The organism is Brevundimonas aurantiaca (assembly GCF_904830995.1).
GTDB lineage: Bacteria > Pseudomonadota > Alphaproteobacteria > Caulobacterales > Caulobacteraceae > Brevundimonas > Brevundimonas aurantiaca.
Map to the genome: position 1 here is coordinate 151378 of NZ_CAJGVD010000002.1, position 22808 is coordinate 174185.

At 67.6% G+C, this 22808-nt stretch carries 16 protein-coding genes and 1 tRNA gene; 8 read left to right on the forward strand and 9 right to left on the reverse strand.

Going from position 1 to position 22808, the window contains the following annotated elements; all coding sequences use genetic code 11:
• Positions 1–251 precede the first annotated feature (251 nt).
• The 5 genes from JMT67_RS15875 (at position 252) to JMT67_RS15895 (ending at position 2898) form a co-directional block, all read left to right on the forward strand.
• Positions 252–1010: an SDR family oxidoreductase gene (locus tag JMT67_RS15875; protein ID WP_201464158.1), complete on the forward strand. Its 759-nt coding sequence runs from the start codon at positions 252–254 to the stop codon at positions 1008–1010.
• A 4-nt stretch (positions 1011–1014) separates the two neighbouring features.
• Positions 1015–1413: a dihydroneopterin aldolase gene (gene folB / locus JMT67_RS15880; protein WP_191555273.1), complete on the forward strand. Its 399-nt coding sequence runs from the start codon at positions 1015–1017 to the stop codon at positions 1411–1413.
• Positions 1414–1492: 79 nt separating this feature from the next.
• Positions 1493–2158: a DUF4870 family protein gene (locus JMT67_RS15885; protein WP_201464159.1), complete on the forward strand. Its 666-nt coding sequence runs from the start codon at positions 1493–1495 to the stop codon at positions 2156–2158.
• A 10-nt stretch (positions 2159–2168) separates the two neighbouring features.
• Complete coding sequence (locus JMT67_RS15890) at positions 2169–2552, forward strand: hypothetical protein (RefSeq protein WP_183216921.1); 384 nt, start codon at positions 2169–2171, stop codon at positions 2550–2552.
• A gap of 61 nt (positions 2553–2613) precedes the next feature.
• Complete coding sequence (locus tag JMT67_RS15895; protein ID WP_182713973.1) at positions 2614–2898, forward strand: GNAT family N-acetyltransferase; 285 nt, start codon at positions 2614–2616, stop codon at positions 2896–2898.
• An 18-nt stretch (positions 2899–2916) separates the two neighbouring features.
• Here the strand turns inward: JMT67_RS15895 and JMT67_RS15900 are convergent, their stop codons facing one another.
• The 5 genes from JMT67_RS15900 to msrA form a co-directional block, all read right to left on the reverse strand.
• A complete protein-coding gene (locus tag JMT67_RS15900) occupies positions 2917–3234 on the reverse strand; it encodes a hypothetical protein (protein ID WP_182713972.1) in 318 nt (105 codons plus the stop codon).
• Positions 3235–3359: 125 nt separating this feature from the next.
• Positions 3360–5324, reverse strand: coding sequence for a glucans biosynthesis glucosyltransferase MdoH (gene mdoH / locus JMT67_RS15905; RefSeq protein ID WP_201464160.1), 1965 nt, complete (start codon positions 5322–5324; stop codon positions 3360–3362).
• 150 nt (positions 5325–5474) lie between these two features.
• Positions 5475–7322: an acyltransferase family protein gene (locus JMT67_RS15910; protein ID WP_233455953.1), complete on the reverse strand. Its 1848-nt coding sequence runs from the start codon at positions 7320–7322 to the stop codon at positions 5475–5477.
• 60 nt (positions 7323–7382) lie between these two features.
• Positions 7383–8705, reverse strand: coding sequence for a VOC family protein (locus JMT67_RS15915; protein WP_201464162.1), 1323 nt, complete (start codon positions 8703–8705; stop codon positions 7383–7385).
• Between the two features lie 106 nt (positions 8706–8811).
• Positions 8812–9462: a peptide-methionine (S)-S-oxide reductase MsrA gene (gene msrA / locus JMT67_RS15920; protein ID WP_054764969.1), complete on the reverse strand. Its 651-nt coding sequence runs from the start codon at positions 9460–9462 to the stop codon at positions 8812–8814.
• A 138-nt stretch (positions 9463–9600) separates the two neighbouring features.
• Here msrA and JMT67_RS15925 point away from each other — a divergent pair.
• Positions 9601–9690 (forward strand) — tRNA-Ser (locus JMT67_RS15925).
• Between the two features lie 280 nt (positions 9691–9970).
• Complete coding sequence (locus JMT67_RS15930; protein WP_233455954.1) at positions 9971–13264, forward strand: S8 family serine peptidase; 3294 nt, start codon at positions 9971–9973, stop codon at positions 13262–13264.
• 78 nt (positions 13265–13342) lie between these two features.
• Here JMT67_RS15930 and JMT67_RS15935 read toward each other — a convergent pair whose 3' ends face one another.
• Entirely contained in the window at positions 13343–14014 is a 672-nt protein-coding gene (locus JMT67_RS15935) for a hypothetical protein (RefSeq protein WP_201464163.1), read from the reverse strand.
• 32 nt (positions 14015–14046) lie between these two features.
• Positions 14047–15414, reverse strand: a complete 1368-nt coding sequence (locus JMT67_RS15940) for a metallophosphoesterase (RefSeq protein WP_201464164.1) — start codon at positions 15412–15414, stop codon at positions 14047–14049.
• Positions 15415–15661: 247 nt separating this feature from the next.
• Here JMT67_RS15940 and JMT67_RS15945 point away from each other — a divergent pair, with 247 nt between their 5' ends.
• Entirely contained in the window at positions 15662–17926 is a 2265-nt protein-coding gene (locus JMT67_RS15945; protein WP_201464165.1) for a TonB-dependent receptor, read from the forward strand.
• 112 nt (positions 17927–18038) lie between these two features.
• Here JMT67_RS15945 and pelA read toward each other — a convergent pair whose 3' ends face one another.
• Positions 18039–19124, reverse strand: a complete 1086-nt coding sequence (pelA, locus tag JMT67_RS15950; RefSeq protein WP_233455955.1) for a pectate lyase — start codon at positions 19122–19124, stop codon at positions 18039–18041.
• Positions 19125–19208: 84 nt separating this feature from the next.
• Positions 19209–22622, reverse strand: coding sequence for a TonB-dependent receptor domain-containing protein (locus tag JMT67_RS15955; RefSeq protein WP_201464166.1), 3414 nt, complete (start codon positions 22620–22622; stop codon positions 19209–19211).
• Positions 22623–22808 lie beyond the last annotated feature (186 nt).

Genomic DNA, 22808 nt, shown 5'->3' on the forward strand with positions numbered 1-22808 from the left:
AATCAGCTCATTGACCGATGGTCGCGCCAAAATGGTGAGCTGACTAGGTCTCAACGATCGCGTTGACTCAATCTGAGGACGCACGACATGGCAAACAGTCACCAGCGGACGTTCCCCCATCCCCCGCTTGAACCGCGCCCCGCCTGCCTCTAAGCCTTGGGGAAACAGGAGGATCACCATGCTGGCGCTCGGCATCATCTTCGGCTTCATCGCCGTCATGGCCCTGATGAACTTTGTCGAGTTCGGTCGGGTTGACTGACTCTGCGACCTCGGGCCGGGGCGTCGCCCTGGTTACGGGCGGGGCGCGGCGGATCGGGCGGGCCATCTGTCTGACCCTGGCCGAGGCCGGGTTCGATGTGGCGATCCATCATCACGCCTCGGGCGAGGCGGCGCGGGACTTGGCCGAGGCGATCGCCGGCCTGGGGCGGCGCGCCTGTCTGTTGCAGGCCGATCTGACGGACGAGGCGCGGGTGCGGGCCCTGGTGCCGGCGGCGGCCGAGGCCCTGGGGCCGGTCACGGTGCTGGTCAACAACGCCTCGGTGTTCGAGGACGACCGGATCGGGGGCCTGACGCGCGACAGCTGGGACAAGCATCTGGAGACCAATCTGCGGGCGCCGATCGTGCTGGCCGAGACCTTCGCCGCCCAGACGGTGGAAGGGGCGATCGTCAATCTGCTGGACCAGAAGGTGCTGAAGCCCGATCCGCGCTTCTTCTCCTACAGTCTGTCGCGAAATGGGCTGTGGTGGGCGACCCAGACCCTGGCCCAGGCCCTGGCGCCGGGCATTCGGGTCAACGGCGTGGGGCCGGGGCCGACCCTGCCGTCGATCCACCAGACCCCCGAGGAATTCGCCGCCGAGGCGCGCGCCACCCTGTTGCAGCGGCCCGGCAGTCCGGAGGCGGTGGCCGAGGCCGTGCTGTGGCTCATTGACGCGCGGATGGTGACGGGCCAGATGATCGCCGTCGACGGGGGCCAGCATCTGGCCTGGCGCACCCCGGACATCCAGGAGTAGCCGCGTGGTCCAGTCGTCTTCGGTGTCGCCGTTTCCGGCGGACGAGCCGCTGCGCTGCGAGGGGCTGAGCGTCTTCGTGCGCGGGCTGGAGGTTCAGGCGGGGATCGGGGTCTATGACCACGAACAGGGGCGGCTGCAGACCCTGGTCATCGACGTGACCCTGGAGCTGGAGCCCCGGCCGATCGAGCGGCTGGCCGACACTATCAACTATGAGACCGTCGCCGAGGCCGCTCGCGCTATCGCCGCCGAGGGCCATGTGGGCCTGGTGGAGACCTTCGCCGATCGGCTGGCGCGGGCCTGTCTGGAGGATCGGCGGGTGATGCGGGCCAGGGTGCGGATCGAAAAGCCCGGCGCCCTGTCGGCCGTGATCGCGCCCGGATGCGAGATCGTGCTGGCGCGATAGGTTGCGTCCGCCCGCGCGGGCGGCCATTGTCCTTAACAGTCCAGCCGTCTCGGCGGCGCGAGAGAAGCGTATCCTGTCCATGGCCGCACCCGGCGATCCGCAAGGCTCAGAGTCCGCACAGCCCCAGGCCGCGTCCGATGATCAGGATCACGACGCCCTGGTCGGCTTCGTCTCGGCGGCTTCGCTGGCGGGGCGGCGCCGAGAGCCGGAGGCGACGCCCGCTGCGCCGGTCGCCGCGCCGACCAGGGCCGAGCCCGTGACGCCGGCCCCTGAGCGCGAAGCCGATCTGTTCGATCCGCCCGAGCCCCACCCCGTTGCGGCGCTCGCCCCCGCCCAGCCGGGACCGTTTGACCGGTCCGTGCGGCCCGGCCCGGTGGACGCCCTGCGCGACAGCCTGGGGCGCCGAAAGGAACAGCCGCCCGCGCCGATGAGCCTTTACGCCGTCTATGTGCTGATCCTGTTGGCCGTGCCGACCCTGGGGGTTTCGGCGCTTCTGGCCCTGGTGGCCGTGACCGGGCGCGAAGGCCCGCAGGAGCGTCTGGCCGCCAGCCACTTCCTGTATCAGAGGCGCACCCTGTGGATCGCCGCCGTCGCGGTGGTGCTGGGCGGCCTGCTGGTGATCGTCAATATCGGGGTCTTCGTCCTGTTCCTGTCGGCCCTGTGGATCTTGGCGCGCGGCGTCTTCGGCGTGATGCGTCTGAAGGCCGGGCGGCCGATCGACAATCCGCGCAGCTGGCTGTTCTGAAAGGACGACCATGACGACCGAACCCAACTTCACCCCCGGCCAGGAGCCGGAAGGCAAGGTCGGCGCCCTGATCGCCTGGGCCCTGTTCATCCTGTCCATCCCCAGCGCCAATGTGCTGGTCCTGGTCGGGCTGGTGGTGGCCTATGTGACGCGCAGCACGGCCGCGGGCGTGGCCCGGCAACATATCGACGCCCAGATCCGCCTCTTCTGGTCGGTCTTCTGGTGGACCATCGCCGCCTGGGTCGGCATCTTCGTCAGCGCCCTGGCCTCGGTGGTGCTGATCGGCATTCCCTTCCTGCTGCTGTTCCTGCTGATCTGGTTCCTGCTCAGTGTCTGGTTCACGGTGAAGAGCGTGCTGGGCCTGATCAATCTGTTGCAGGACAAGCCGATCTGAGGCGTCGGCGCCGATGGAACGTCCCTTCTCCCAGGCTGTTGAAGCGTAAAGGGAGTTGAGCATGGGACCGTTCACCGACGCCAGGGACGACAACCGCTTTGAACAGATGTTCGACGGCGAGGGCGGCGAGGGACGGGTCTGGGCCGACTACGCCGTGCGCGGCGGGGCGCGGATGATCCTGCACGTCGAGGCGGACCAGAGCCTGCGCGGCTCGGGCGCCGCCGGGCGCTTCATGCAGGCGATGGCCGAACATGCACGCGAACACGGGCTGAAACTGTTCCCGCAATGCAGCTACGCCGTGGCTTGGCACAAGCGACACCCGGACTATGACGACGTCCTTGCCTGAGGGCCGGACCCCCTGGGGTCAGCCCAGGCGGCCCACGATCGTGCGTATGGTCTCGGCCCGAGTCGGCAGGTCGGCGGCCAGGCGCGTGGCGATCTCGCGAACGCCGACCGGATAGGCGTCGCCGCCCGAGGCGATGTCCTTGGCCTTTTGCGCGGCCTGGCTGAGCAGTTTCTCGAACTGGTCGATCTCTTCCAGGGCCAGGGCGTGCGCCTCCATCTGAAGGCGTTTGACCCGCTCAGCCGTCGTCTCGGGCGCGCGCATCAGGTCATAGACGGCCGCCTCGGTCCCCACGATGCGGAGTTCGGGCTTGGAATCGGCGCTGGTCTTCTTGGTCATGGAATCGGTCCTCAGCAGAGCTGATGACTGAAGATGATCAAGACCGAGCCCTGCGTCGAGCGGGGCTGTAGCGGTTGTGACGGTTCTGTGGCCGTCCTGCATCGGTCGGGCGGATAGAGCGGGGCTTACAGCTCCGGGGCGCGGGCCGGGACCATGGCGGGGGCTGCGACCGGGGCCAGGACGCCGCCGGCCACCGCGCGCAGGGGCGAACGCGGCGTGTGCAGGACCGACGGATTGACGCTGACGCCGTCCTGGGCCGGGGTGACCAGGAAGCCCTTCTTCGCCAGGGCGTCGCCCGAGCGGACGCGCGAGGTCCAGACCGCGATCGGTGCAGCCAGCAGCAGGGGCAGGACGATCGGGGCGAACCAGGTGGCCAAGTCGGGGCGGACGCACAGGGGCGCGATGAAGCCGACGCCGGCGATCATCTGCCAGCGCATGGCGCGGAAGGCGTCGGACCAGGCCAGGCCGTCGGCCTCGCGCTGCTGGGTGGTCCATCCGGTGTCGTGGCCGGACAGGATCTGAATGAAGGCCTTGGTGTTGGCGACCATCAGAATGGGGGCCAGGATGGCCGACAGGGCGATCTCGGCCGCCATGCCCTTGGCGATGGCGCGGCGTCCGCCGAAGGCGCGCCGCTCGGCCGGGCGGCTGAGCACCAGGGCGGCGCCCATGAACTTGGGCCCGATCAGCAGGACGCCGGACAGGAAGGAGGCCAGCATGAAGGGGGTGAACTGCGGGTTCAGGATGTAGAAGAAGCTGGTCCAGTCGACCGGATAGAACATCTGGATGAACAGGCCGACCATCAGGGACGCCATCCAGAGGGGCGAGGACAGATAGGCCATGCAGCCCATGGCCAGCTGCAGGCGGCTCATCGGCGACAGGCCCTTGGCGCCGATCAGGCCCAGGTGCTGCAGATTGCCCTGGAACCAGCGGTGATCGCGGCGGATGAAGTCGGTGATCGACGGCGGGGTCTCTTCCCACGACCCTTCCAGGGCGGCGCTGACGTGGACGGCCCAGCCGGCGCGGCGCATCAGGGCGGCCTCGACCACGTCGTGGCTCATGATATGGCCGCCGAAGGGCTTCCTGCCCTTCAGATGGGGCAGGCCGCAGCAGGCGGCGAAGGCGCGCGTGCGGATGATGGCGTTGTGGCCCCAGTAGCTGGATTCCGAACCGGTCCAGTAGGCCAGGCCCGCCGCGGCGACGCGGCCGTACAGGCGCACCGAATACTGCGACACGCGGGCGAAGATGGTGCGGGCCTTGATGATGACCGGGGCGGTCTGGATCAGGCCGACGCCGGGATTGCGCTCCATGGCGTCGACCATGCGCAGCAGGGTCTCGCCGGCCATGGTGCTGTCGGCGTCCAGGACGATCATGTTCTCATAGGCGCCGCCGAAACGACGGACCCATTCGGCCAGATTGCCGGCCTTGCGCTCGCTGTTCTCGGTGCGGCGACGATAGAAGGTCTTGCAGCCGGCGGTCTGGCGGAAGGCCTGGAAGACCGAACGCTCATCGGCGGCGGCCTCTTCCTTGGTCGAGTCGCTCAGCACGAAGATGTCGAAGGCCGAGGCGGCGCCCAGGCGCGTGAGCGAGGCGTCGATCATCGCCAGACGGGCGAAGGAGGCGCGGGCGTCCTCATTGTACAGCGGCATCAGCAGGGCCGTGCGGGTGCGCGGCAGGGCCGGGTGGGGGGCGAAGGCCAGGTCGGCCTGATCCTTGCCGCGCAGCATGACGAACAGGCCCATCAGGCCGCTGACGAACCAGCAGGAGATGGCGGTGATCAGCACCATGAAGATGCCGAAGGCCAGAACCTCGGTCCCGTCCCAACCCTTGCGGGCGTAGAGGTAGAAGGGGGCGATGGCGGACAGGCCGGTCAGGACCAGGGTGCCGGCCAGCAGCATCAGCCGGCGCAGGCCGACCGCGCGCGGGGAGGTGGCGGGGATGGCCTCGGCGACGGCGTCGGGCGCGGTCAGGGACTGGACCGGCATGGCCAGCGGCGCCTCGTCGGGCAGCCAGGACCAGGCCGGGCCCTGCGGCGCCGGGTTCAGGGTCTCGATTTCAGCCTGTTCGACAGGCCGGATCGCCAGCTTGTTCATGCCGCTCTGAGCGCCCCCGTGTTGACCAGCCGCGCTTCCGAAGGCAGGAAGGCGGTGCGCGCTGCATCGCAGCACGATCCCTATAGTCGATCACATTCGCGCGATTTTCAATCACGCAATGTTGATAGGGGCGAAAAATTCGGGGTTTTTTTACTCACCCGCCGCCGCGACCTGGGCGACGGACCCGCCAGACGGGGATTTTATCGCTTCCTGCAACAACTTGCGATCCAGCAGCCAGGCGGCGACGCCGACCCAGCCGACCAGCACCAGGGCATAGGCCCGCTCCCACCAGCCGACGTTGGCGTCGTTGACCGTGCCGGGAAAGATCATGTGTTTTGTAACAACGGTCAGACACGCCATGATGACAAAGATGGCGGTCAGGAAGATTTTGAGCCGGGGCAGATCCCGGCGCGACGCAAGACCCCAGAGCAGCAGCACCGGCGCCAGCTGAATGCCCAGGGCCAGGTTGATGATCATGTGGCGCGGGTCCGGCCAGGGGTAGAGGGTCGAGGCCGACATGCCCGCCCCGGCCAGGACGAAGACCGCCGCGATCACGGCGCCCGCGATCCGCTTCTCCGTCAGGGCGTAGACGGCCAGGCCGAAGCCGATCCCCGCCACGCCCGCCATTATGCCGGCGATGAAGACGCCGCCGTTGAAGATGATCGGGGCCTGGGCCGTCGAACCGCCCAGCTCGCTCAGATACTGGGTGGCGTTGTCGAAGCCGGGATAGGCGGCGATGGCGGCCGCCACCACCGTCAGGGCCAGAAGCGGCGCGGCGATCCCGACGGCCAGCAGGCGACGACGGCGGTGATAACGGGCGGCGGGATGTCGCAAGGCCTCCAGATCCAGCGGCCAGGGCCGTCCGCCGGCGGGCTTCAGACCCCATAAGGGGCGGATGGCGGGGATGCGCTTTACGACCTCATAGACGGCGAAACTACCCAGGAAGGTGATCAGGAGCAGGGACAGGGCCTCCAGCCCCGCCGGCAGATGGGCAGGACGAATGATCCAGACCGCCGCCACCAGGATGGTCTGGTGCGCCAGATAGAGGGGGAAGGTCGCCTCGGTCAGATAGGTCAGAACCGGCCCGCCGCACGACCGCAGATGCCGGCTGCCGAAGCCCAGGATGGCGACGATCGTCGCCCACTGGTCCAGGCCGTAGACCATGGCCTTGGGCACGCCCCAGAAGGCCCGGCCGCCCGGATGCCAGACCTGGGCCATCATGATCGGCAGGGCGACCGCCGCCAGCCCCAGGGCGACCCAGCGATACCGCTCCATGTCGCGCCAGAGGGTCTCGCGGCCCACGATGCTGAAGCCGAAGACGAAGGCGCCCAGCGACAGGGCGTGATTGTACCAGTCCCAGTGCAGGACATTGGTCACCCCGAACCAGGGAAACAGCAGGATGCGGATGGCGATCAGATAGAGGATCGGCAGGATCAGAAGGCGCGGCCCCGCCAGGGCCGTCTCCAGCCATCCGCCGATCCGGTCGATCAGGCCGGGCCGCCGCCACAGCAGGATGGCGACGATACTGTAGGCGGCGATATAGACGATGAACCACAGATGGTTGACCGGCACGCCGTCGGCCAGGCCGCTGAAGCTGAACTCGTGCACCATCCAGGCGGCGTAGCCGGCCAGGCCGCCGGGCCAGCCGGCCTTGTCCATCGCCTCGATCCAGGACTGGATGGGCACCAGGACCACGGCCCCGAACAGAAGCGGCGGCACCAGCCGCTCGAACCGCGCCCGGGCCACCTGGCGCGGCGTGCGGCGGAAGGTCATGAACCGCAGGGCCGCGCCCGACACCAGAAACAGCAGGGTCAGCCGCCACGGATTGGTGATCAGTATGGCCTCGCGCATCCACTCGAAGGTGTGAACGCTGTGCACGTGCCAGCCGTAGACCCCGTAGACCAGGCCGACGTGATAGAGGATCAGCAGGCCGAACGCCCCCACCCGGATCCAGTCCAGATCATAACGACGCGCAGACGAGGGGGCGGAGGGGGGCACGGCCGCGTCTATGATCCGGCGCGGGGCGTCAGGCAATACGGCGGATGGTCTCGGATTTCCTCAGACCACGGCCTCGGTCAGACCCAAGGCCTTCAACGTCTCGCTGATCGAGGCTTCCTGCTCCGCCTGATACAGGGCCATCTCATCCAGCACGGCCCGGCCCAGGGCCTGTTCGAAATCGGCCTTGGCCGGGTCGACGGCATAGGCTTCGCGCACCTCGGCGCCCAGGTTGGACTGGAAGATTCCGGCGGCGCTGACGGGCAGGAAGTCCTCATAGGTGATCGGCTCCGCGACGACGTGACCCAGGGCGATCAGGGCCTCCAGATCGGCCGTCTCGGCGCGGCCGGCCAGACCTTGCGGCGTTGCGCGATAGCGGAACCAGGCCAGGCCGTTTCGGCGCAGGGCCGTCCAGTCGTCGGGCAGGTCCGAGAAGTCCTTGCCGGCCAGGGCCGCGTCGTACAGGGCGCGGCCCGTGGGGGTCAGGGCGCAGCCGCGCTGCTCGATCTCGCCGAAGCGGGCGGTGTGCACCCCCTGGACGGCCCCGTCCGCGCCGGGGAAGGCGATGGCCTCCTGCAGGGCCTTGAAACTGGTCTGGCGCAGAAGGATCGGGCAGGCGCGGGCGGGCGGCCCCTCGATCGTCTCCTTGGGCGTGATGCCCCGTTCGGGCATGGCGGCCTGGGCCGCGTCTATGTCCAGGGTGCGCGGCGTCAGATGGTTGATGTGCGGCCCCTTGAAGCTGACCACGTCGGCGATCAGCCGGTGGGCGGCGACCAGGCGTTCATAGGTTGCGGCGCTGACCGTCGCCTCGGCGTGCCAGCGGAAGGTCTCCAGCAGTTCGGAGACGAAGCGGTCGGCCTGATCCTCGTCCAGGCCGCCCGCGGTCTCGGCCGTCTCGATCAGCGCCCGCGCGCCCGGGGTGAAGATGTCGCGCCGGGCCAGGGCGGCGGCCGCCTCCTGACGCAGGTCCTGATCCGCGATCAGCTCCAGCCGCAGCAGGGAGCAGAAGACCCGGAAGGGATTGCGCGCCAGGGCCGCCGGATCGACCGGGCGGAAGGCGGTCGAATGGACCGGCACCCCCGCGGGGGCCAGATTGTAATAGCTGACCGGCGCCATGCCCATGACGGCGAAGGCGCGGGCGATGGTGGCCAGTTCGTCCGCCGTGCCGACGCGGATGGCGCCGTGCCGTTCCTCAGACAGCCGCGCCAGTTCGCCGGCTGCGGCCAGCCGGTCCGCCCCCGCCGGATCGGCCTTCAAGGCCTCGGCGTTGACCTCGGCCACCAGGGTCAGCAGCTCCCCGTACTGAGGCACCTCCGCTCGGTACATGGCCGACAAGGCGGCCGAGAAACGGCTGCGGATCTCATCGGGATGGACGAAGGCGGACATGGCGGCTCTCCCTTGGGCGTTTTCGGCTTCCCTACGCCTGTCCGCCGCCGACGCCTAGCCGGAGGCGGACAGGACATTTCGCCCGACCGTCATCCAAGGACGTCGGTCAGGCCCTCACGCCGATCCCGATCGGACAGACCACGCCGGTGCCGCCGATGCCGCAATAGCCGGCCGGATTCTTGGCCAGATAGCCCTGGTGATAACCCTCGGCGTAATAGTATTCGCCGGCAGGCTGAATCTCGGTGGTGATGGCGCCGCGCCCGGCCGCGGTCAGGGCCGCCTGATAGGCGTCACGCGACGCCTCGGCCTCGCGCTGCTGATCGTCGTTCAGAGTGTAGATGGCGGACCGATAGGTGGTGCCGACGTCATTCCCCTGGCGCATGCCCTGGGTCGGGTCGTGGTTTTCCCAGAAAGCCTTAAGCAGGTCGCCGTAGGTTATGACCGACGGGTCAAACACCACCTTGACCACCTCGGCATGCCCGGTCCGGCCGGTGCAGGTCTCCTCATAGGTCGGATTGGGCGTGATTCCGCCCGAATAGCCGGCCGACGTCACCCAGACGCCCGGCAGGGACCAGAAGACCCGCTCCACGCCCCAGAAACAGCCCATGCCGAAGATCGCCGTTTCAAAACCCTCGGGATAGGGCCCCTTCAGCGGATGGCCGCTGACGAAATGGGTTTCGTCCGTCGCCAGGGGCTCGGCGCGTCCGGGCAGGGCGGTCTCGGCGGTGGGCAGTTCGGCGGTCTTGGTCAGCAGCATGGGGTTCCCCAATAAGGAAAATGTCGTCCGCCCCCATATGGGGACGTCACAGGCGCTTGCCGAGGGGGCCATGGTGTTCTATCAGGCCCGCCTCCCGCCGGATCGACCTCCGGCGGCGCGCACGAGCTGGCGTGAAACGGACAGGTGGCGGAGTGGTCGATCGCGCACGCTTGGAAAGCGTGTGTAGGTGAAAGCCTACCGAGGGTTCGAATCCCTCTCTGTCCGCCACGGCTTTCCCTCCGTACCCCCCCCTGCGAGCGAGTTGCTTCGGCCCGGCGATGGTCTGGACCTGCGCCGCTGAACCGAATAGCGCATGACAATGCGGAGAAGGCTACGGCTGGCCGCGCAGAACGCGTCGGAATTTTATCCCCTAAAAGACGAAACGCCGCGCCCGTCTTTTGTCCGAAATGTGTTGACGACGGTGCTCGCGCCGGTCGATTGAGTGTTTGAATTGCGCCGTGGAGTTGCAAGCTTAAGCGTTCGGCCGTCGGCCGAAGAGGGGGAAAGAGTGGCTTTCAGTTTCAAAATCGGCCTGATGGCTGCGACGGCGGGCGTGTCGGTCCTGGCGGGCGCGGCGGCGGCGCAGACGGCGCCGACCCCGCCGGCCGGCGGCTTCTATATGGCCAATGGGACGCGCACGACCAACTATCAGACGGCCCTGGCCTCGTGGCGGTCGGACGCCCAGTTTTCGGTCGACTATTCCAAGCGTTTCCTGGGGCTGGAACATGCCTACGCCATGGGTTTGACCGGGCGGGGTCAGACGATCGGGGTCAATGACGCCGGCGTCTATATGGACCACCCCCTGTTCGGATCGGCGGGCAAGGTGACGGGGCTGCGAACCCAGGTCGTCGAGGGCTACGGCAATGACGGGCGGATCAATCCGCGTCGTCGATGGGAGGGCCACGGCACCCATGTGGCGGGCACCATCGCCGGCGACCGGGTCGCGGGTCAGCCCATGTTCGGCAACGCCTACGGCGCCAAGCTCTACGCCGCCACCACCAACTTCGCGGCCGGCGACTTCCTGTGGTTCAAGGACGTCTATATCGACGGCGACATCGTCGCGACCTCGAACCAGAACATCGTCGATCTGGCCAATACGGGGCAGGTGCGCATCATCAACAACAGCTGGGGCAGCGGCACGTCCCTGCCGTACAATGCGTCGCTGTCGACCGTTCTGGCGTCGATGAACCGGAACTACGGCGACTACTACAAGCCCGTGCTGGACAAGGACGTGCTGGTGGTCTTCTCGGCCGGCAACGGCTATGGCGTCCACGCCAGCATCGACGCCGTGGCGCCCCTGTCGGATCCGCGCCTGCGCTCCAACTGGCTGTCGGTCGCCAACTATTCCAGCTTCACCGCCGCCGACCCGTCGACCAGCTTCTGCGGTCAGACGGCGACCTGGTGCGTCGCCGGACCGGGTTCGGCCGTCGTCTCGTCCGTGCCCGCCTATACGATGGACCGGGCCGGCATCCTGGCCCTATATCCCCGGGCGAACTATACGGGACTCTATGCTGCGACCACCGTCTCGGCCCTGCAATCTGCGGCCGTGAACCAGTTTCTGGTCGTGCTGAACAACTATCTCGACGCGCGAGAAGCCGGCGGACCCGGTTATGACGAGGACGCGCAACGGCGCGAAGTGGCTCGGCAAGCGGCGGCCATCACCCTGGTTGCGGGAGCCCGCCTGGGCGATCCCGACAGCTTCACCTCCACCCTGGCGGGCTTGCTGGTCTCGACCAACAACATGGCGATCCTGACCCCGGCCTTCTCCGGCGCCGTGCTCGAATACGCCAACGCCGAACTGCAGCGGGTGCTGAACCAGTACATCCGCTACACCGGCGCCGGCTATGCGGCCTATACCGGCACGTCGATGGCGGCGCCGAACGTGTCGGGCTTCGCCGCCCTCCTGATGGAGAACTTCCCCGAATATTCCACGGCCCTGATTTCGGACATTCTGGTGTCCAGCTCTCGGGATCTGGACACGCCGGGCGTCGATCTGAAGTCCGGCTGGGGCGCGCCCCAGATGAACGTCGCCTTGGGCGGCCCGACCGCTTTGCGGGCGACCCGCGACGTCACCGTGGCGGTCGGCACCGTCGATGTCTGGAGCAACAACATCGGCGACGCGCGCGACCGCTATTCGGCCGAGGTGCGGGCCAACTTCGGCAATGACATCGGCGGTCTGGTCAAGAAGGGCGGGGGGCAGCTGATCCTGACCGGCGCCAATGACTACAGCGGCCCGACCCGCGTCGAGGGCGGTCTTCTGACCGTCAACGGCAGCCTGCTGCGCTCGAACGCCACCGTCGGCGGCGTGGGCATGATCGGCGGCGTCGGTCGTCTGCTGAACCTGACGGCGGAAAGCGGCGGCGTGGTCGCGCCGGGCGACGGAGCCAATCCGTTCGGAACCCTGACCGTCGCCGGCGACGTCAACTTCAAGCCGGGCTCCTTCCTGTGGATCCGCTCCAGCGTCAACGGCGGCGCCTATTCGCGGCTGAACGTCGGCGGGGCGACGCGCCTCGAGGGCGGTCAGGTCGTGCTGAAGGCCGACAGCGGCGAGTGGAACCTGCGCTCGCGGATGAACATCATTCAATCGACGGGCGCAGTCACCGGCGCCTTCACCGGGGCGCAGAGCGATCTGGCCTTCCTGACGCCGGTCCTGACCTATTCGACCAACGGGGTCACGCTGACGGTGCGCCGCAACGACGTGACGGTGGCGTCTCTAGGCGCCAACTCGAACCAGAAGTCGGCGGGCGCAGCCCTGGACGTGATGATCAACGGATCGGCGACCGGCGGAAGCCGCGACCTGTCGCTGGAGAACGCCCTGCTGGACGCCAGCGTGCCCGCGGTTCAGGCCGCCCTGCCCAGCCTGACCGGCGAGGTTCACGCCTCTCTGGCCGGCCTGGCGGTGTCCGACACGCGCGCGATCCGCGAGGCCATGTCGGATCGCGGCCGGGGTCAGGCCGGCGGTCAGACCTATGCGGGCAACGGGGTTTCGGTCTGGGGCAGCGGCGTCTTCGGCGACGGCCGCGGCTCGCGTCATGACGGCCTGGCGGCCTTCCGCAGCGAATCGTCCGGCTATCTGGTCGGGGCCGAAAAGGCGCTGTCGGACGATGTTCACATCGGCTTGGCCTTGGGCGAAAGCCGTTCGGAACTGCGGTCGGCGCGGCTGAACTCGACGGGTCGTGTCAACAGCGAACAGATCGGCGTCTACGGCGGCGGCGCCCTGGGCGACTTCCAGGTCCGTGTCGGCGGATCCTGGGCCAAGGCCGACGTCCGCACCGACCGCACCGCTCAGTTGAACCAGTTCAGCAACGCCTTGGCCGGCGACTATGACGGCGACGTCTGGCAGGTCTATGGCGAACTCGCCTGGAGCCGGGCGGTCGGGGCGACGATGTTCGAACCCTACGGCGCCTTCAGCCATGTCCAATACGACGCCGACGTGGTCGAGGTCGGCGGAGACGCCGCCCTGTCGGGCCAAGTCGAACAGACGGCGGATCTGGTCACGGCCGGCTTCCGCACCCGCACCGTCCTGGCCGGCGGTCAGGGCCGTCCGCGTCTGTCGGCGGTGACCCACCTGGCCTATACCCACGATCTGAACGGCGACGGGCCAGTCTTCGACGCCGCCTTCGCCGATGGACCCGGCTTCGTGATCAGCGGCGCCAATCCGGGGGACGACGTCATCTCCGGCGGCCTGGCCTTCACCGTCCAGGCGACCGAACGGACCGCGCTGGAGATGGGCTACACTGGCCTCTACAAGGACGAGTACCGCGACAACCGCATCTTCGGCCGGTTCAGCGTCAAGTTCTGATTCCCGCCTGAACGCTGACTTTCGCGCCCCCGACGGCTCCGTCGGGGGCGCGATCGTTTCAGTCTCAGTCGAAAGGCTTCAGTGGGGACCGGCGGACAGGGCGTCGTCGTCTAGGAAGAAGGGCCGGTCGCGATTGGCCGGGCGATGTTCAATCCAGGCGCCGGGCTGACCGATCCTTTGCTCGACCGCCTGAACCGCGCCCCGCATGAAGGCTTCTGGCGAGACGGCTTCGGACTGCGGCGCGATCGGCGTCTCTGGATCGCCGTGCAGGACGGCGGCGGCGTAGATGTCGAGCTGAAGTCCCTGGCGCGCGCCGTCGCGATAGGGAAAGAGACAGAGGGTGTAGCGGGTCCCGACCGGCCCGACCTGACGCGGGCTGACTTCGGCGCGCCAGGCGGCGCCGTTGCAGACGACCGTGCGGACCGGCCGCAGCCAGCCCGCCGCGGCGCGCGTCGTCGGACCCTCCAGCCCAAAACCCGTCGGCGCGGCCGGGTCCGCCAGGGTAAAACGACCGGGCGTGCGGGGCGGGGCGCCGGAGGCTTGGCGGCGGGTGACGACCCGGAAGCCCTGACGGCGAAGATGGCGCTCCAAGGCTTGGGCGACGCTGCGGCCGTCGTGGCGGGTCTGGAAGTCGATGACGGCGTAGGCCTGATCGACGGTCCAACGCCCCGTCGTCTGCGCAGCCGCAGTCCCAGCCTGTCCCAGGGCCGCCAGCGCCAGGATGGTCGACAGTATCGAGCGCATCGCCATGATCCATCTTGGCTCCGGCTGGGCGGCCGTTGTCAATGCGGCTCCAACAGGGCCGCCGCCGCCGCCGTCTTGACCGTCAGACCGGGCGCTTCGGTGAAGACGAGGTCGCCGGCGCCGAAATATCCGGCCTGATTGGTCGCGCACCAGTCGGTGGTGACGATGTGCACGGGGCCGTCCGTCGGCGCGGCGCCGGCGGCGTAGAGGAAGTCGCCGTTGCGCGCGCTGAGCGGCATCGGCCGGTCCTGGTTGGCGCGGGCGAGGAAGGCGTCGAACCGATCACGCGGGACGACGGCGGTCATCAGCCGGCCGTCGAAACGCACGACGGCGTCGAAAACGTAGCGGCTGACCGGCCCGGCAGGCAGGCCGGCGCCCAGGGTGGTGTGGCCGATGAAGCCCGCATCGACGCCTGCGGCCTGGGCCAGGCCTGCCGCGACTCTCCGTCCAGTGTCGCCCAGGGACAGGGCGCGGGGGCTGACGCCCAGTAGGGCCCGCTCCTCCGCCGTCATCTGGGCGGCCAGGGTCGCGGCGATCAGTTCGGCCAGGGGCTGATCGGCCGCGGCGTCCAGCGCGACCGGGTGAGAGGCGGCCGTGACCGAGCCGTCGGCGCGGAATTCGCCAACCGTATAGGCGCTTGTCCACGAGCCTGTGTGGGCATAGGCGCTGCGGCCCTGTTGATGCTGGAACAGCAGATGGTTGTGGCCGCCGATCATCAGGCCGCCGTCGGGCAGCAGGGGCAGGATGTCGCGATCGGCCGCGACACCCGCATGGCTCAGGATCAGAATCCGATCGGCGCCCGCCAAGGCGGTCGCAAGCTCGGCCCTGGCCCAGTCCGCAGGGGCTGGAATGTCCAGTTGGTCGCGAGAAACCTTGGGATAGGTGTTCAGGGCGTCGGTCCCTATGCCCACGACGCGCAAGGACCGGGCGCCGAAGGGCAGGGTGGTCGAAGAGGGGGCGTAGCCTTCGCCCGTGCGCCGGTCGCCTATGGTGCTGACGACCTGGACGCCCAGGGTCCGCAGACGCGCCACGACCTCAGCCAGGTCCGGGGTCAGGTCGTTGTCGTGATTGCCCAGGTTGAACACGGTGGGCGCCAGGCGCGGCAGGGCCTCGACGAACGCCCAGTCGATCATACCGCCGGACCGCACGGCCACGGCGTTGCCGTGTTCGAACAGGTCGCCGTTGACGGCGATCACATGGGGAATCGGATGGGTCCGCACCTCCCTTTCAAAGGCGGCCAGCAGTTGGGCGGTGCGTTCATAGGCCGAATGCATGTCCGAAACCGCCAGCACCCGGCCGATCGTCTTGGTCTGATCCTTCGCTCTCAGGCCGATCAGGCCCGGCGCCAGCGTCGTCGCCCCGGCCAGTTGCAGAAGACGGCGGCGGGAAGGCCTGACGAGAGACATGCGCAATCCAGGATATGGGGAAGGGGCGCGCAGCGGAGAGACGCACCCTTACATCGTCGCACTTCAACCTTGTTCGAACAAGACTGGGGGGCCGCGCGGCGCCCCGCCTGAAGCTGATTGTCACACCGCTGTGTCCGCGTCTTCAAAGCTTCAAGAAAGGGGGCCTTCTGACGCTGGCGATTCCCTTTTCGAAGCTTTACGGCGTCGCGCGATCGTTCCTCCCCACGACGCCAAGGATAGTTCAGCCATGCTTCGTCCCGCCCTTCTGGCCGCCACCGTCAGCAGCATCGCCCTGCTGAGCGCCGGCTCGGCCCTCGCTCAGGTTCAGACCCAGGCCCAGACCGAGGCCCAGACGCAAACCGCCGCCGAACCGGCCGGCGTCGATGACATCGTCGTCACCGCCCAGCGTCGCAGCGAGAACATCCGCGACGTTCCCTTCGCCGTCTCCGCCCTGACGCCCCAGACCTTGCAGGACATCTCGGCCGGCGGCGCCGACGTTCTGGCTCTGTCGGGCCGGGTGCCCAGCCTTCAGGTCGAAAGCTCGAACGGCCGCTATGCGCCGCGCTTCTACATCCGCGGCCTGGGCAATGTGGACTTCGACTTCACCGCCTCCCAGCCGGTTTCGGTGGTGCTGGACGACGTGGTTCTGGAAAGCGTCTATCTGAAGGGCTTCCCCCTGTTCGACGTGCAGCAGCTGGAAGTGCTGCGCGGACCGCAGGGCACCCTGTTCGGCCGCAACACCCCGGCGGGCGTGATCAAGATCGACAGCGTCAAGCCGTCGGACGAGTTCACCGGTTTCGGCTCCCTGACCTACGGCAACCTGGGTTCGACCCGGGCAGAGGCCGCCGTCACCCTGCCGGCGTCCGAGACGCTCCAGGTGCGCGGCGCCTTCCTGTGGAACCATCGCGACGACTGGGTCGATAACGCCTACAATCCGTCCTTCGCCAATCCGGACAAGGACGACCTGGGCAATTTCGACGACATCGCCGGCCGCGTCCATGTCGCCTGGACCCCGACCGCGCGTCTGTCGACCCTGTTGACCCTTCAGGCTCGCGACTACGAAGGCACGGGCACGATGAACCGCGCCAACGCCCTGACCAAGGGCTCCAACAAGCTGAACGACAACTTCGACCGGGACACCGTCTATTACGACGGCGGCCGCAACAACTTCCAGAAGCAGAAGACCACGTCCCAGTCGCTGCGCGTGGCCTATGACTTCGGCCCCGCCACCCTGACCGGCATCGTCGGCTCCTACCAGGGTTGGTCGCAGGGCGACGGCGACATCGACGGCGGCGTGGCCAGCGCCCCCGCGACGGCCTCCTACAAGACGCCGTTCAACTCCGAGACCGGCACCCTGTCCAGCGATCTGCTGCAAAACACCTACGAGCTGCGACTGGCCTCGAACGGCGATGCGCGCCTGGGCTGGCAGATCGGCGCCTTCTATTGGGATGAGCGGATCAATCTGGTCTCGGGCACCTTCAACGGCGTGGGCAATCCCCAGCCGACGCGCGTGACCGACATCGTGCAGAAGTCGGACTCCTGGTCCGTGTTCGGTCAGGGCAGCTACAGGCTGACGGAGGCCCTGAAGGTCACGGCGGGTCTGCGCTATACCGACGACAACCGCGACTATTTCGGTCGGATCGTCCTGGGAACCGGCGCTGGTGGGACGGGCGCCGTCTCGGTCGGCGACGAGCAGGTCAGCTGGGACGTCAGCGCCCTGTATGAGGTCAACGACAGCCTCAACCTGTTCGCCCGCGTGGCCAAGGGCTATCGCGGTCCGTCGATCCAGGGCCGCAACCTCCCGGTCCTGACCACGGCCGATTCGGAAACCGTCATGTCCTATGAGACCGGCTTCAAGGCCCGTCTGTTCGACGGCCGCGGCCGTTTGAACGGCACGGCCTACGCCTATGAGGTCAGCGACATGCAGTTCACCGCCATCGGCGGGGCGGACAACTCCAACCGCCTGATCAACGCCGACAAGGGCGAAGGTTACGGCCTGGAGCTGGACGGCGACCTGTATTTGGGCGCGGGCTTCAGCCTGGCGGCCGGCGCCGCCTGGAACCACACGGAGATCAAGGACGGCGACCTGCTGGTCGCCATCTGCGGCTCCAACTGCACCGTCACCGACCCGATCGTCACCGTGGGCACGACCCGTCGCGCCAAGGTCGACGGCAACCCCTTCCCGCAGGCGCCGGAATACACCGCCAATCTGACGCTGAACTACGTCCTGCCCCTGGGCGACGACACCGAGTTCTTCGCCTCGACCGACTGGACGATGCTGAAGGACTTCAACCTGTTCCTCTATGAATCGGTCGAGTTCATGCAGGATACGCACTTCGAGGGCGGTCTGCGGGCCGGCTGGCGCGACCTGGGCCGCGGCCTGGAAGCGGCGGCCTATGTCCGCAACCTGACCGACGAAGAGAACGTCATCGGCGCGATCGACTTCAACAACCTGACCGCCTTCGTCAACGAGCCGCGCACCTACGGCGTGCAGCTGACCAAGCGGTTCTGAGGCTCCAAGTTAAAGCGAGAGCATGATTCACGCTTCTGTCGGAACCGCGAAGCGGTTCCGTCCGAAACGATCATGCTCTAGAGCCGGCGAGGCCTTCGCTTCGCCGGCCCTGTCAGTTCGGCCGGGCAAGGCGCGCGCGCCAGGCGGGATAGTCCCGCTCCAGCAGCGTCTTCGCCCAGTCGCCATAGTAGTTGTAGCCGGCGCGGCGCTCCCGCTCGATGTCCGCCAGGGCCGGGCGCGGAACGCCGTCGCGGCCGGTGAACAGCGGGCGATTGTCCTCGAGCCCGTAGAATCGGGCCCACAGCGGGCCTTCGCCCGGCGCCGGCACGACCCGTCGGTCCGCCTGTCCCTCAGCGTCGGTGAAGGACTCGATGCGGATGTCGTAGAGGGCCGTGGCGCGGAACCAGGCCACGGCGCCTTCGACCGCGGCGATCACGTCAGGGCCGGGCTGGTCGATCCCCATCAGGAAGCGCACCAGGCCCACGCTTTCCTGCCCCGACAGAGACGCCGGCTCGAACCGGCGGGCGCCGACGGGCGCCCGGGGGACGGGATCGTGCTGGGCGGACCAGACGGTCAGTCGGCCGTCCTGTCGCACCTGGGGTTTCAATAGGGCGTCCACGCCGCGCCGCACGGCCTGGGCCGCCCGCTCGCGCCGCGCGCCGTCGACGAAGCCGTAAGGCGGTTTGGCCTGGGCGACCTCGTCCAGCAGGCGCAGCACCCGCACCATGGCGTCGTCATTATAGGTGACCGCGTCGTGATAGCCGCCCCGCAGCGGAGCGTACTGGGGCCATCCGCCGTTCGGATATTGGGCGGCCAGCAGATAGTCGAGACCCCTGTCGAAGGCGGCGCGCGGCGTCGAATCGCCGGCCTCGATCACCCGCGCGATAAAGGCGAGGGGCAGGGTGGTGGCGTTGTTGTCGATGGTGTTGGTCAGGGTCGGATCCGCATCCGGCGCGGGCGGCGCGAACAGATCCGTGTTCTTGGGCCAGCCGCCTTGGGGCGACTGATGCGCGATGACCTGAAGGGCCAGGCGACGCGCCTCATCCGAGCCGTACCAGCCCGCCGGACGGCTGACGGCGGACGACCCCCAGACCATAGATGAGGCCGCTGCAACCCGTTGGGACCCGGGCGGCGGGGTCTGGGCGCAGGCGGCGCCCGCGATCGCCGACAGGCTTAGGATCAGGGTGGCTCTCAGCATGGCGCTTTCCTGGATCGAAGGGCAAAAAAAGCGGGACGTCGCCGGGGCGACGTCCCTTCAGGGGGCAGGGAGCGTCGGTCCGCCTCAGAAGATGAAGCGGGCGCCGACGAAATATTTGCGACCTGTGCTGCCGTAGCTGTTGACTAGCGGATCGGCCTGATAGGCCCAGCGCTCGTCCGGCTGGTCCGTCAGATTCAGGGCCTCTGCGGTGATCGTGACGTTGTCGGTCAGTTTGTAGGTGAAGGCGGCGTCCACATTCAGCGTCTCGTTGGAGCCGATGAAGTCGTTGATCAGCGGCGAGTCGCACTGGCCCGGATCGCAGCCCCCCGACGCCAGCGGATAGGTGGTTTGGTAAGCGGCCCGATAGGCGGCCGAAACGCGGGCGCTCCACCGCGGCACCTCATAGAAGACGGTCGCGTTGAAGGATTCCGGCGAGGCGCCCAGGAAGGGGGCCGTTCCGGTCAGGTTCCGCGCGGGATCGAGGATGTATTCCAGCTCGGATTCGATGTTGGTGTAGTTGGCCTGAACCCCGAAACCGTCGAACGGCGCCGGCAGGAAGGTGAAGTTCTGCTGATAGGCGACCTCGAAGCCGGACAGGGTCCCGCCCGGCGCGTCATTGTACTGACGCAGGACGAACGGCAGGTCGGCGTCGATATAGGCGCGGCGGCTGTCAGAGGCCAGGTCGGTCAGGTCGTCATAGGCGGCCCGAAGATTGGCGATCTGCTCGCTGCTGAAAACCTCGCTCAGCCTGCCCTCACGCAGCACGACCTGCGGGAAGCTTTCGATTTCCTTGTGGAAATAGGCCACGGACAACAAGGCGTCCTTGGCGAAATACCATTCGACATTGAAGTCGAGGTTGGTGGCTCGGAACGGTTTCAGCTTGGTGTTGCCCAGGCTGATCTGGGCGTTTGAGCCGTCGAACTCGGCCGCCGCCCCAGCGACGCCCACAGGCACCGTGAAGGAGGTGACGCCGGGCTGCAAGGCCATCATCTGCGGGCGCGCCATCACCTTGGCCGCCGCGAAGCGCAGGATCAGGCTGTCGCTGACCTCCCACGCCAGGTTCAGCGAGGGGAGGGTGTCGTTATAGTCGTTGTCGTTGCTGATGGGGCGGCCGCTGGGCGAACGTCCGCGTGAGTCGACGCTGGTCTCGGCTCTCCGCAGACCGGCGTTGCCGCGCAGGGTTCCGGCGAACAGAGGCAGGTTGAAATCCATCTGGCCGTAGTAGGACAGGCTTTCTTCATCGACCCAGAAGGTGTTGACCCCGCCGTTGCGAAGGTCCGACAGACGCCAGTCGCCCCATTCGTTGATGCAGTCGCAGTCGAAGCCGAAGCGGTTCTGGAAGGCTTGAAGATTGGGGGCGAAGAAGGACGTCGGCATGCCGTCAGGCACGTTCAGACCGTCTCCCCAGCTGACCGTCTGGCCCATGTCAGCCACTGTCGTGGCCTGAGCCAGGCCGCTGCGGACCCCCTCCAGCAGGCTGGGGTTCATGGTGTCGCTGACCAGCCGCTCGAACCGCGTATAGTAGAAGTCGAACTTGCGCTTGCCGATGCCGAAACGCAGGGTGACGTAGTCGTTGTAATCCCAGCGGAAGTCGGCCTTGGCCGTCTGATAGCCGTTTTCGGTGACGGTGCGGAAGGCGCGCAGGGCGGAATAGCCCTTCACGAAGTCCCAGTTGTTGGGATCGGCGACGTCGAAGCCGAAGTCGATGAAGGGCATGTCGCCGCCGGCGCGGTCGTCGTAGACGAAGTAGTCGTTTCCTGCGACGCCCTGGCCGGAGTCCAGCCGGATGAAGTCGGCCAGAAGGCCCATGTTTTCGTTGGTCGATTCGGAATCGCCGACCAGCAGGGACATGCTGAACCGGTCGCTGAAGTCATGCTCGATATTGATCGAGTTCTGGCGGAACTTGGTCGTATAGGAGCCCTGATCGACCGCCGAGCGCATGTCGACGTTGCCGAGCACCAGATAGTTGGCGTTGGCGCCGGTCTCGCTGAGGCCGGCGTCGATCAGGCGCACCGAGGGGCGGCCGATGAAGGCGCCGCGCATGGCCAGATACTGCGGATGCGCCACATAGCCGACCGAGCCGGGCTGGTTATAGTAGTCGTAGACGTCGAGGTTGTTCGGATTGAAGCTGCCGACGCCGGCTGCCAGAGTCTGGTTCGTGGCGCCCGGCGCCGTGGTGAAGATCGGCATATTGCCATAGAGGGACTGCCCGCAGTCGATGGCGTCGCGAAACTCGGTCGCGGCCTGGGCCGTGCAGTTGGCGTATACGCTGCGGCGGTTATTGTAGCTGTTGTTGGGGTTGCTGGCGGGCGTCGCGGGTTGATAGCTGAAGGCCGTGGCGGTGCGGTTGCCGTTCGTGTTGTTGCGGTTCAGGCCGACCGGACCGATCTGATAGTTGGTCGAGGTCTGGGTCATCTCCGAATAGAGGTTGTCGAAGCTGATCGTTGTCCGCTCCGTCGGCCGCCATTGGCCGGACAGGGTGACCCCCAGGCGATCCTGATCCACCTCGCGGTGATTCAGGGTGGCCAGGGCCGGGATGCGAACCAGAGAGCCGCGGTTCCCCGTTCCGTTGATCAGGGCATAGGCGGCCGGGTTCGAGCCGATCAGATAGTTGCGCGCCTCGGGATTGGTGACGCGCGGCAGGGCCGAGTTGGGCGTGCCAATCGGCAGGGCGAAGCCTTGAGGGTCCCCTGCGGCGTTGGCGCCGGCGTTATTGAACGTCGCGCCGCGATAGGCGTAGTCCATCGAGCCCACCTGACGGGCGTAGCTGTCGATGACCTGTTTACGCTCATTGTAGGCGACCGAGCCCAAGAGGCCGAACTCGCCGATCTTGCTGGTCCAGCGGTCAGACGCCAACAGGGCCACGCGCGGGCTGTGGTTGCCGCCGTTCTCGTAATAGGCGTCCTGAAGGGTCAGGGCGAGACGGCGTTCGGTGAAGTCGAACGGGCGGCCCGAGATCAGATCGACGGTCGCGCCCAGGGAGCCTTCGTCCGTCTGGGCGTCTGCGGACTTCTGGACCTTCAGGGAGTTGAACAGCTCGGAGGCGAAGGTGTTGAACTGGAAGCCGCGGTCGCGCCGCAGGGCTCCGTCGGCGCTGCTGGCGCCGGAGGTGGACAGGGTCTCCAGCCCGTTCAGCCGGACGCGGGTGAAGTCGCCGCCAAGGCCGCGGACCGAGATCGAATTGCCCTCGCCGTTTTCGCGGTCGATCGAGACGCCGGGAATCCGCTGAAGCGACTCCGCCAGGTTGGCGTCGGGGAAGTCGGCGATGTCTTCGGCGTTGATGACGTCGACGATGGTGTTCGACCGACGCTTTTCGCTCAGGGCGCTGGCGAGAGAGGCGCGGATTCCGGTGACGACGATCTCATCGACGGTCGTGGCCTCCTGATCATCGGCCTGTTGAGCCTGGGCCCAAGTGGGCGCCGCCAGCAGCAGGGCGCCGATCAGAAGCGCCGCCGGGGACGCCGCCGCGCGCAGTTGTCCTGTGGTTTGGTTGTGCATCCGTTCCCTCCGTTGCTGTCGCGCTCCAGCCTCTGGCGGGCCGGATGCCGACATCCTCTGTCCCCCTCTTGATGAGGGGATCGTCTTGAATTCGTCCGCCCCGCCGTGCGAGGCATGACAATGTCACCGGTGTCATATGGTGAAAATGTGGCGAACGCCAGGGCAAAAATCAGCGTTTGATTGGAA

Excerpts from the sequence above, each read along its gene's own strand:
- JMT67_RS15885 (WP_201464159.1), top strand. The coding sequence starts at position 1,493 with ATGGCCGCACCCGGCGATCCGCAAGGCTCAGAGTCCGCACAGCCCCAG.
- JMT67_RS15890 (WP_183216921.1), top strand. The coding sequence starts at position 2,169 with ATGACGACCGAACCCAACTTCACCCCCGGCCAGGAGCCGGAAGGCAAG.
- JMT67_RS15895 (WP_182713973.1), top strand. The coding sequence starts at position 2,614 with ATGGGACCGTTCACCGACGCCAGGGACGACAACCGCTTTGAACAGATG.
- JMT67_RS15900 (WP_182713972.1), bottom strand. The coding sequence starts at position 3,234 with ATGACCAAGAAGACCAGCGCCGATTCCAAGCCCGAACTCCGCATCGTG.
- mdoH (WP_201464160.1), bottom strand. The coding sequence starts at position 5,324 with ATGAACAAGCTGGCGATCCGGCCTGTCGAACAGGCTGAAATCGAGACC.
- JMT67_RS15915 (WP_201464162.1), bottom strand. The coding sequence starts at position 8,705 with ATGTCCGCCTTCGTCCATCCCGATGAGATCCGCAGCCGTTTCTCGGCC.
- msrA (WP_054764969.1), bottom strand. The coding sequence starts at position 9,462 with ATGCTGCTGACCAAGACCGCCGAACTGCCCACCGCCGAGACCGCCCTG.
- JMT67_RS15935 (WP_201464163.1), bottom strand. The coding sequence starts at position 14,014 with ATGGCGATGCGCTCGATACTGTCGACCATCCTGGCGCTGGCGGCCCTG.
- JMT67_RS15940 (WP_201464164.1), bottom strand. The coding sequence starts at position 15,414 with ATGTCTCTCGTCAGGCCTTCCCGCCGCCGTCTTCTGCAACTGGCCGGG.
- JMT67_RS15945 (WP_201464165.1), top strand. The coding sequence starts at position 15,662 with ATGCTTCGTCCCGCCCTTCTGGCCGCCACCGTCAGCAGCATCGCCCTG.
- pelA (WP_233455955.1), bottom strand. The coding sequence starts at position 19,124 with ATGCTGAGAGCCACCCTGATCCTAAGCCTGTCGGCGATCGCGGGCGCC.
- JMT67_RS15955 (WP_201464166.1), bottom strand. The coding sequence starts at position 22,622 with ATGCACAACCAAACCACAGGACAACTGCGCGCGGCGGCGTCCCCGGCG.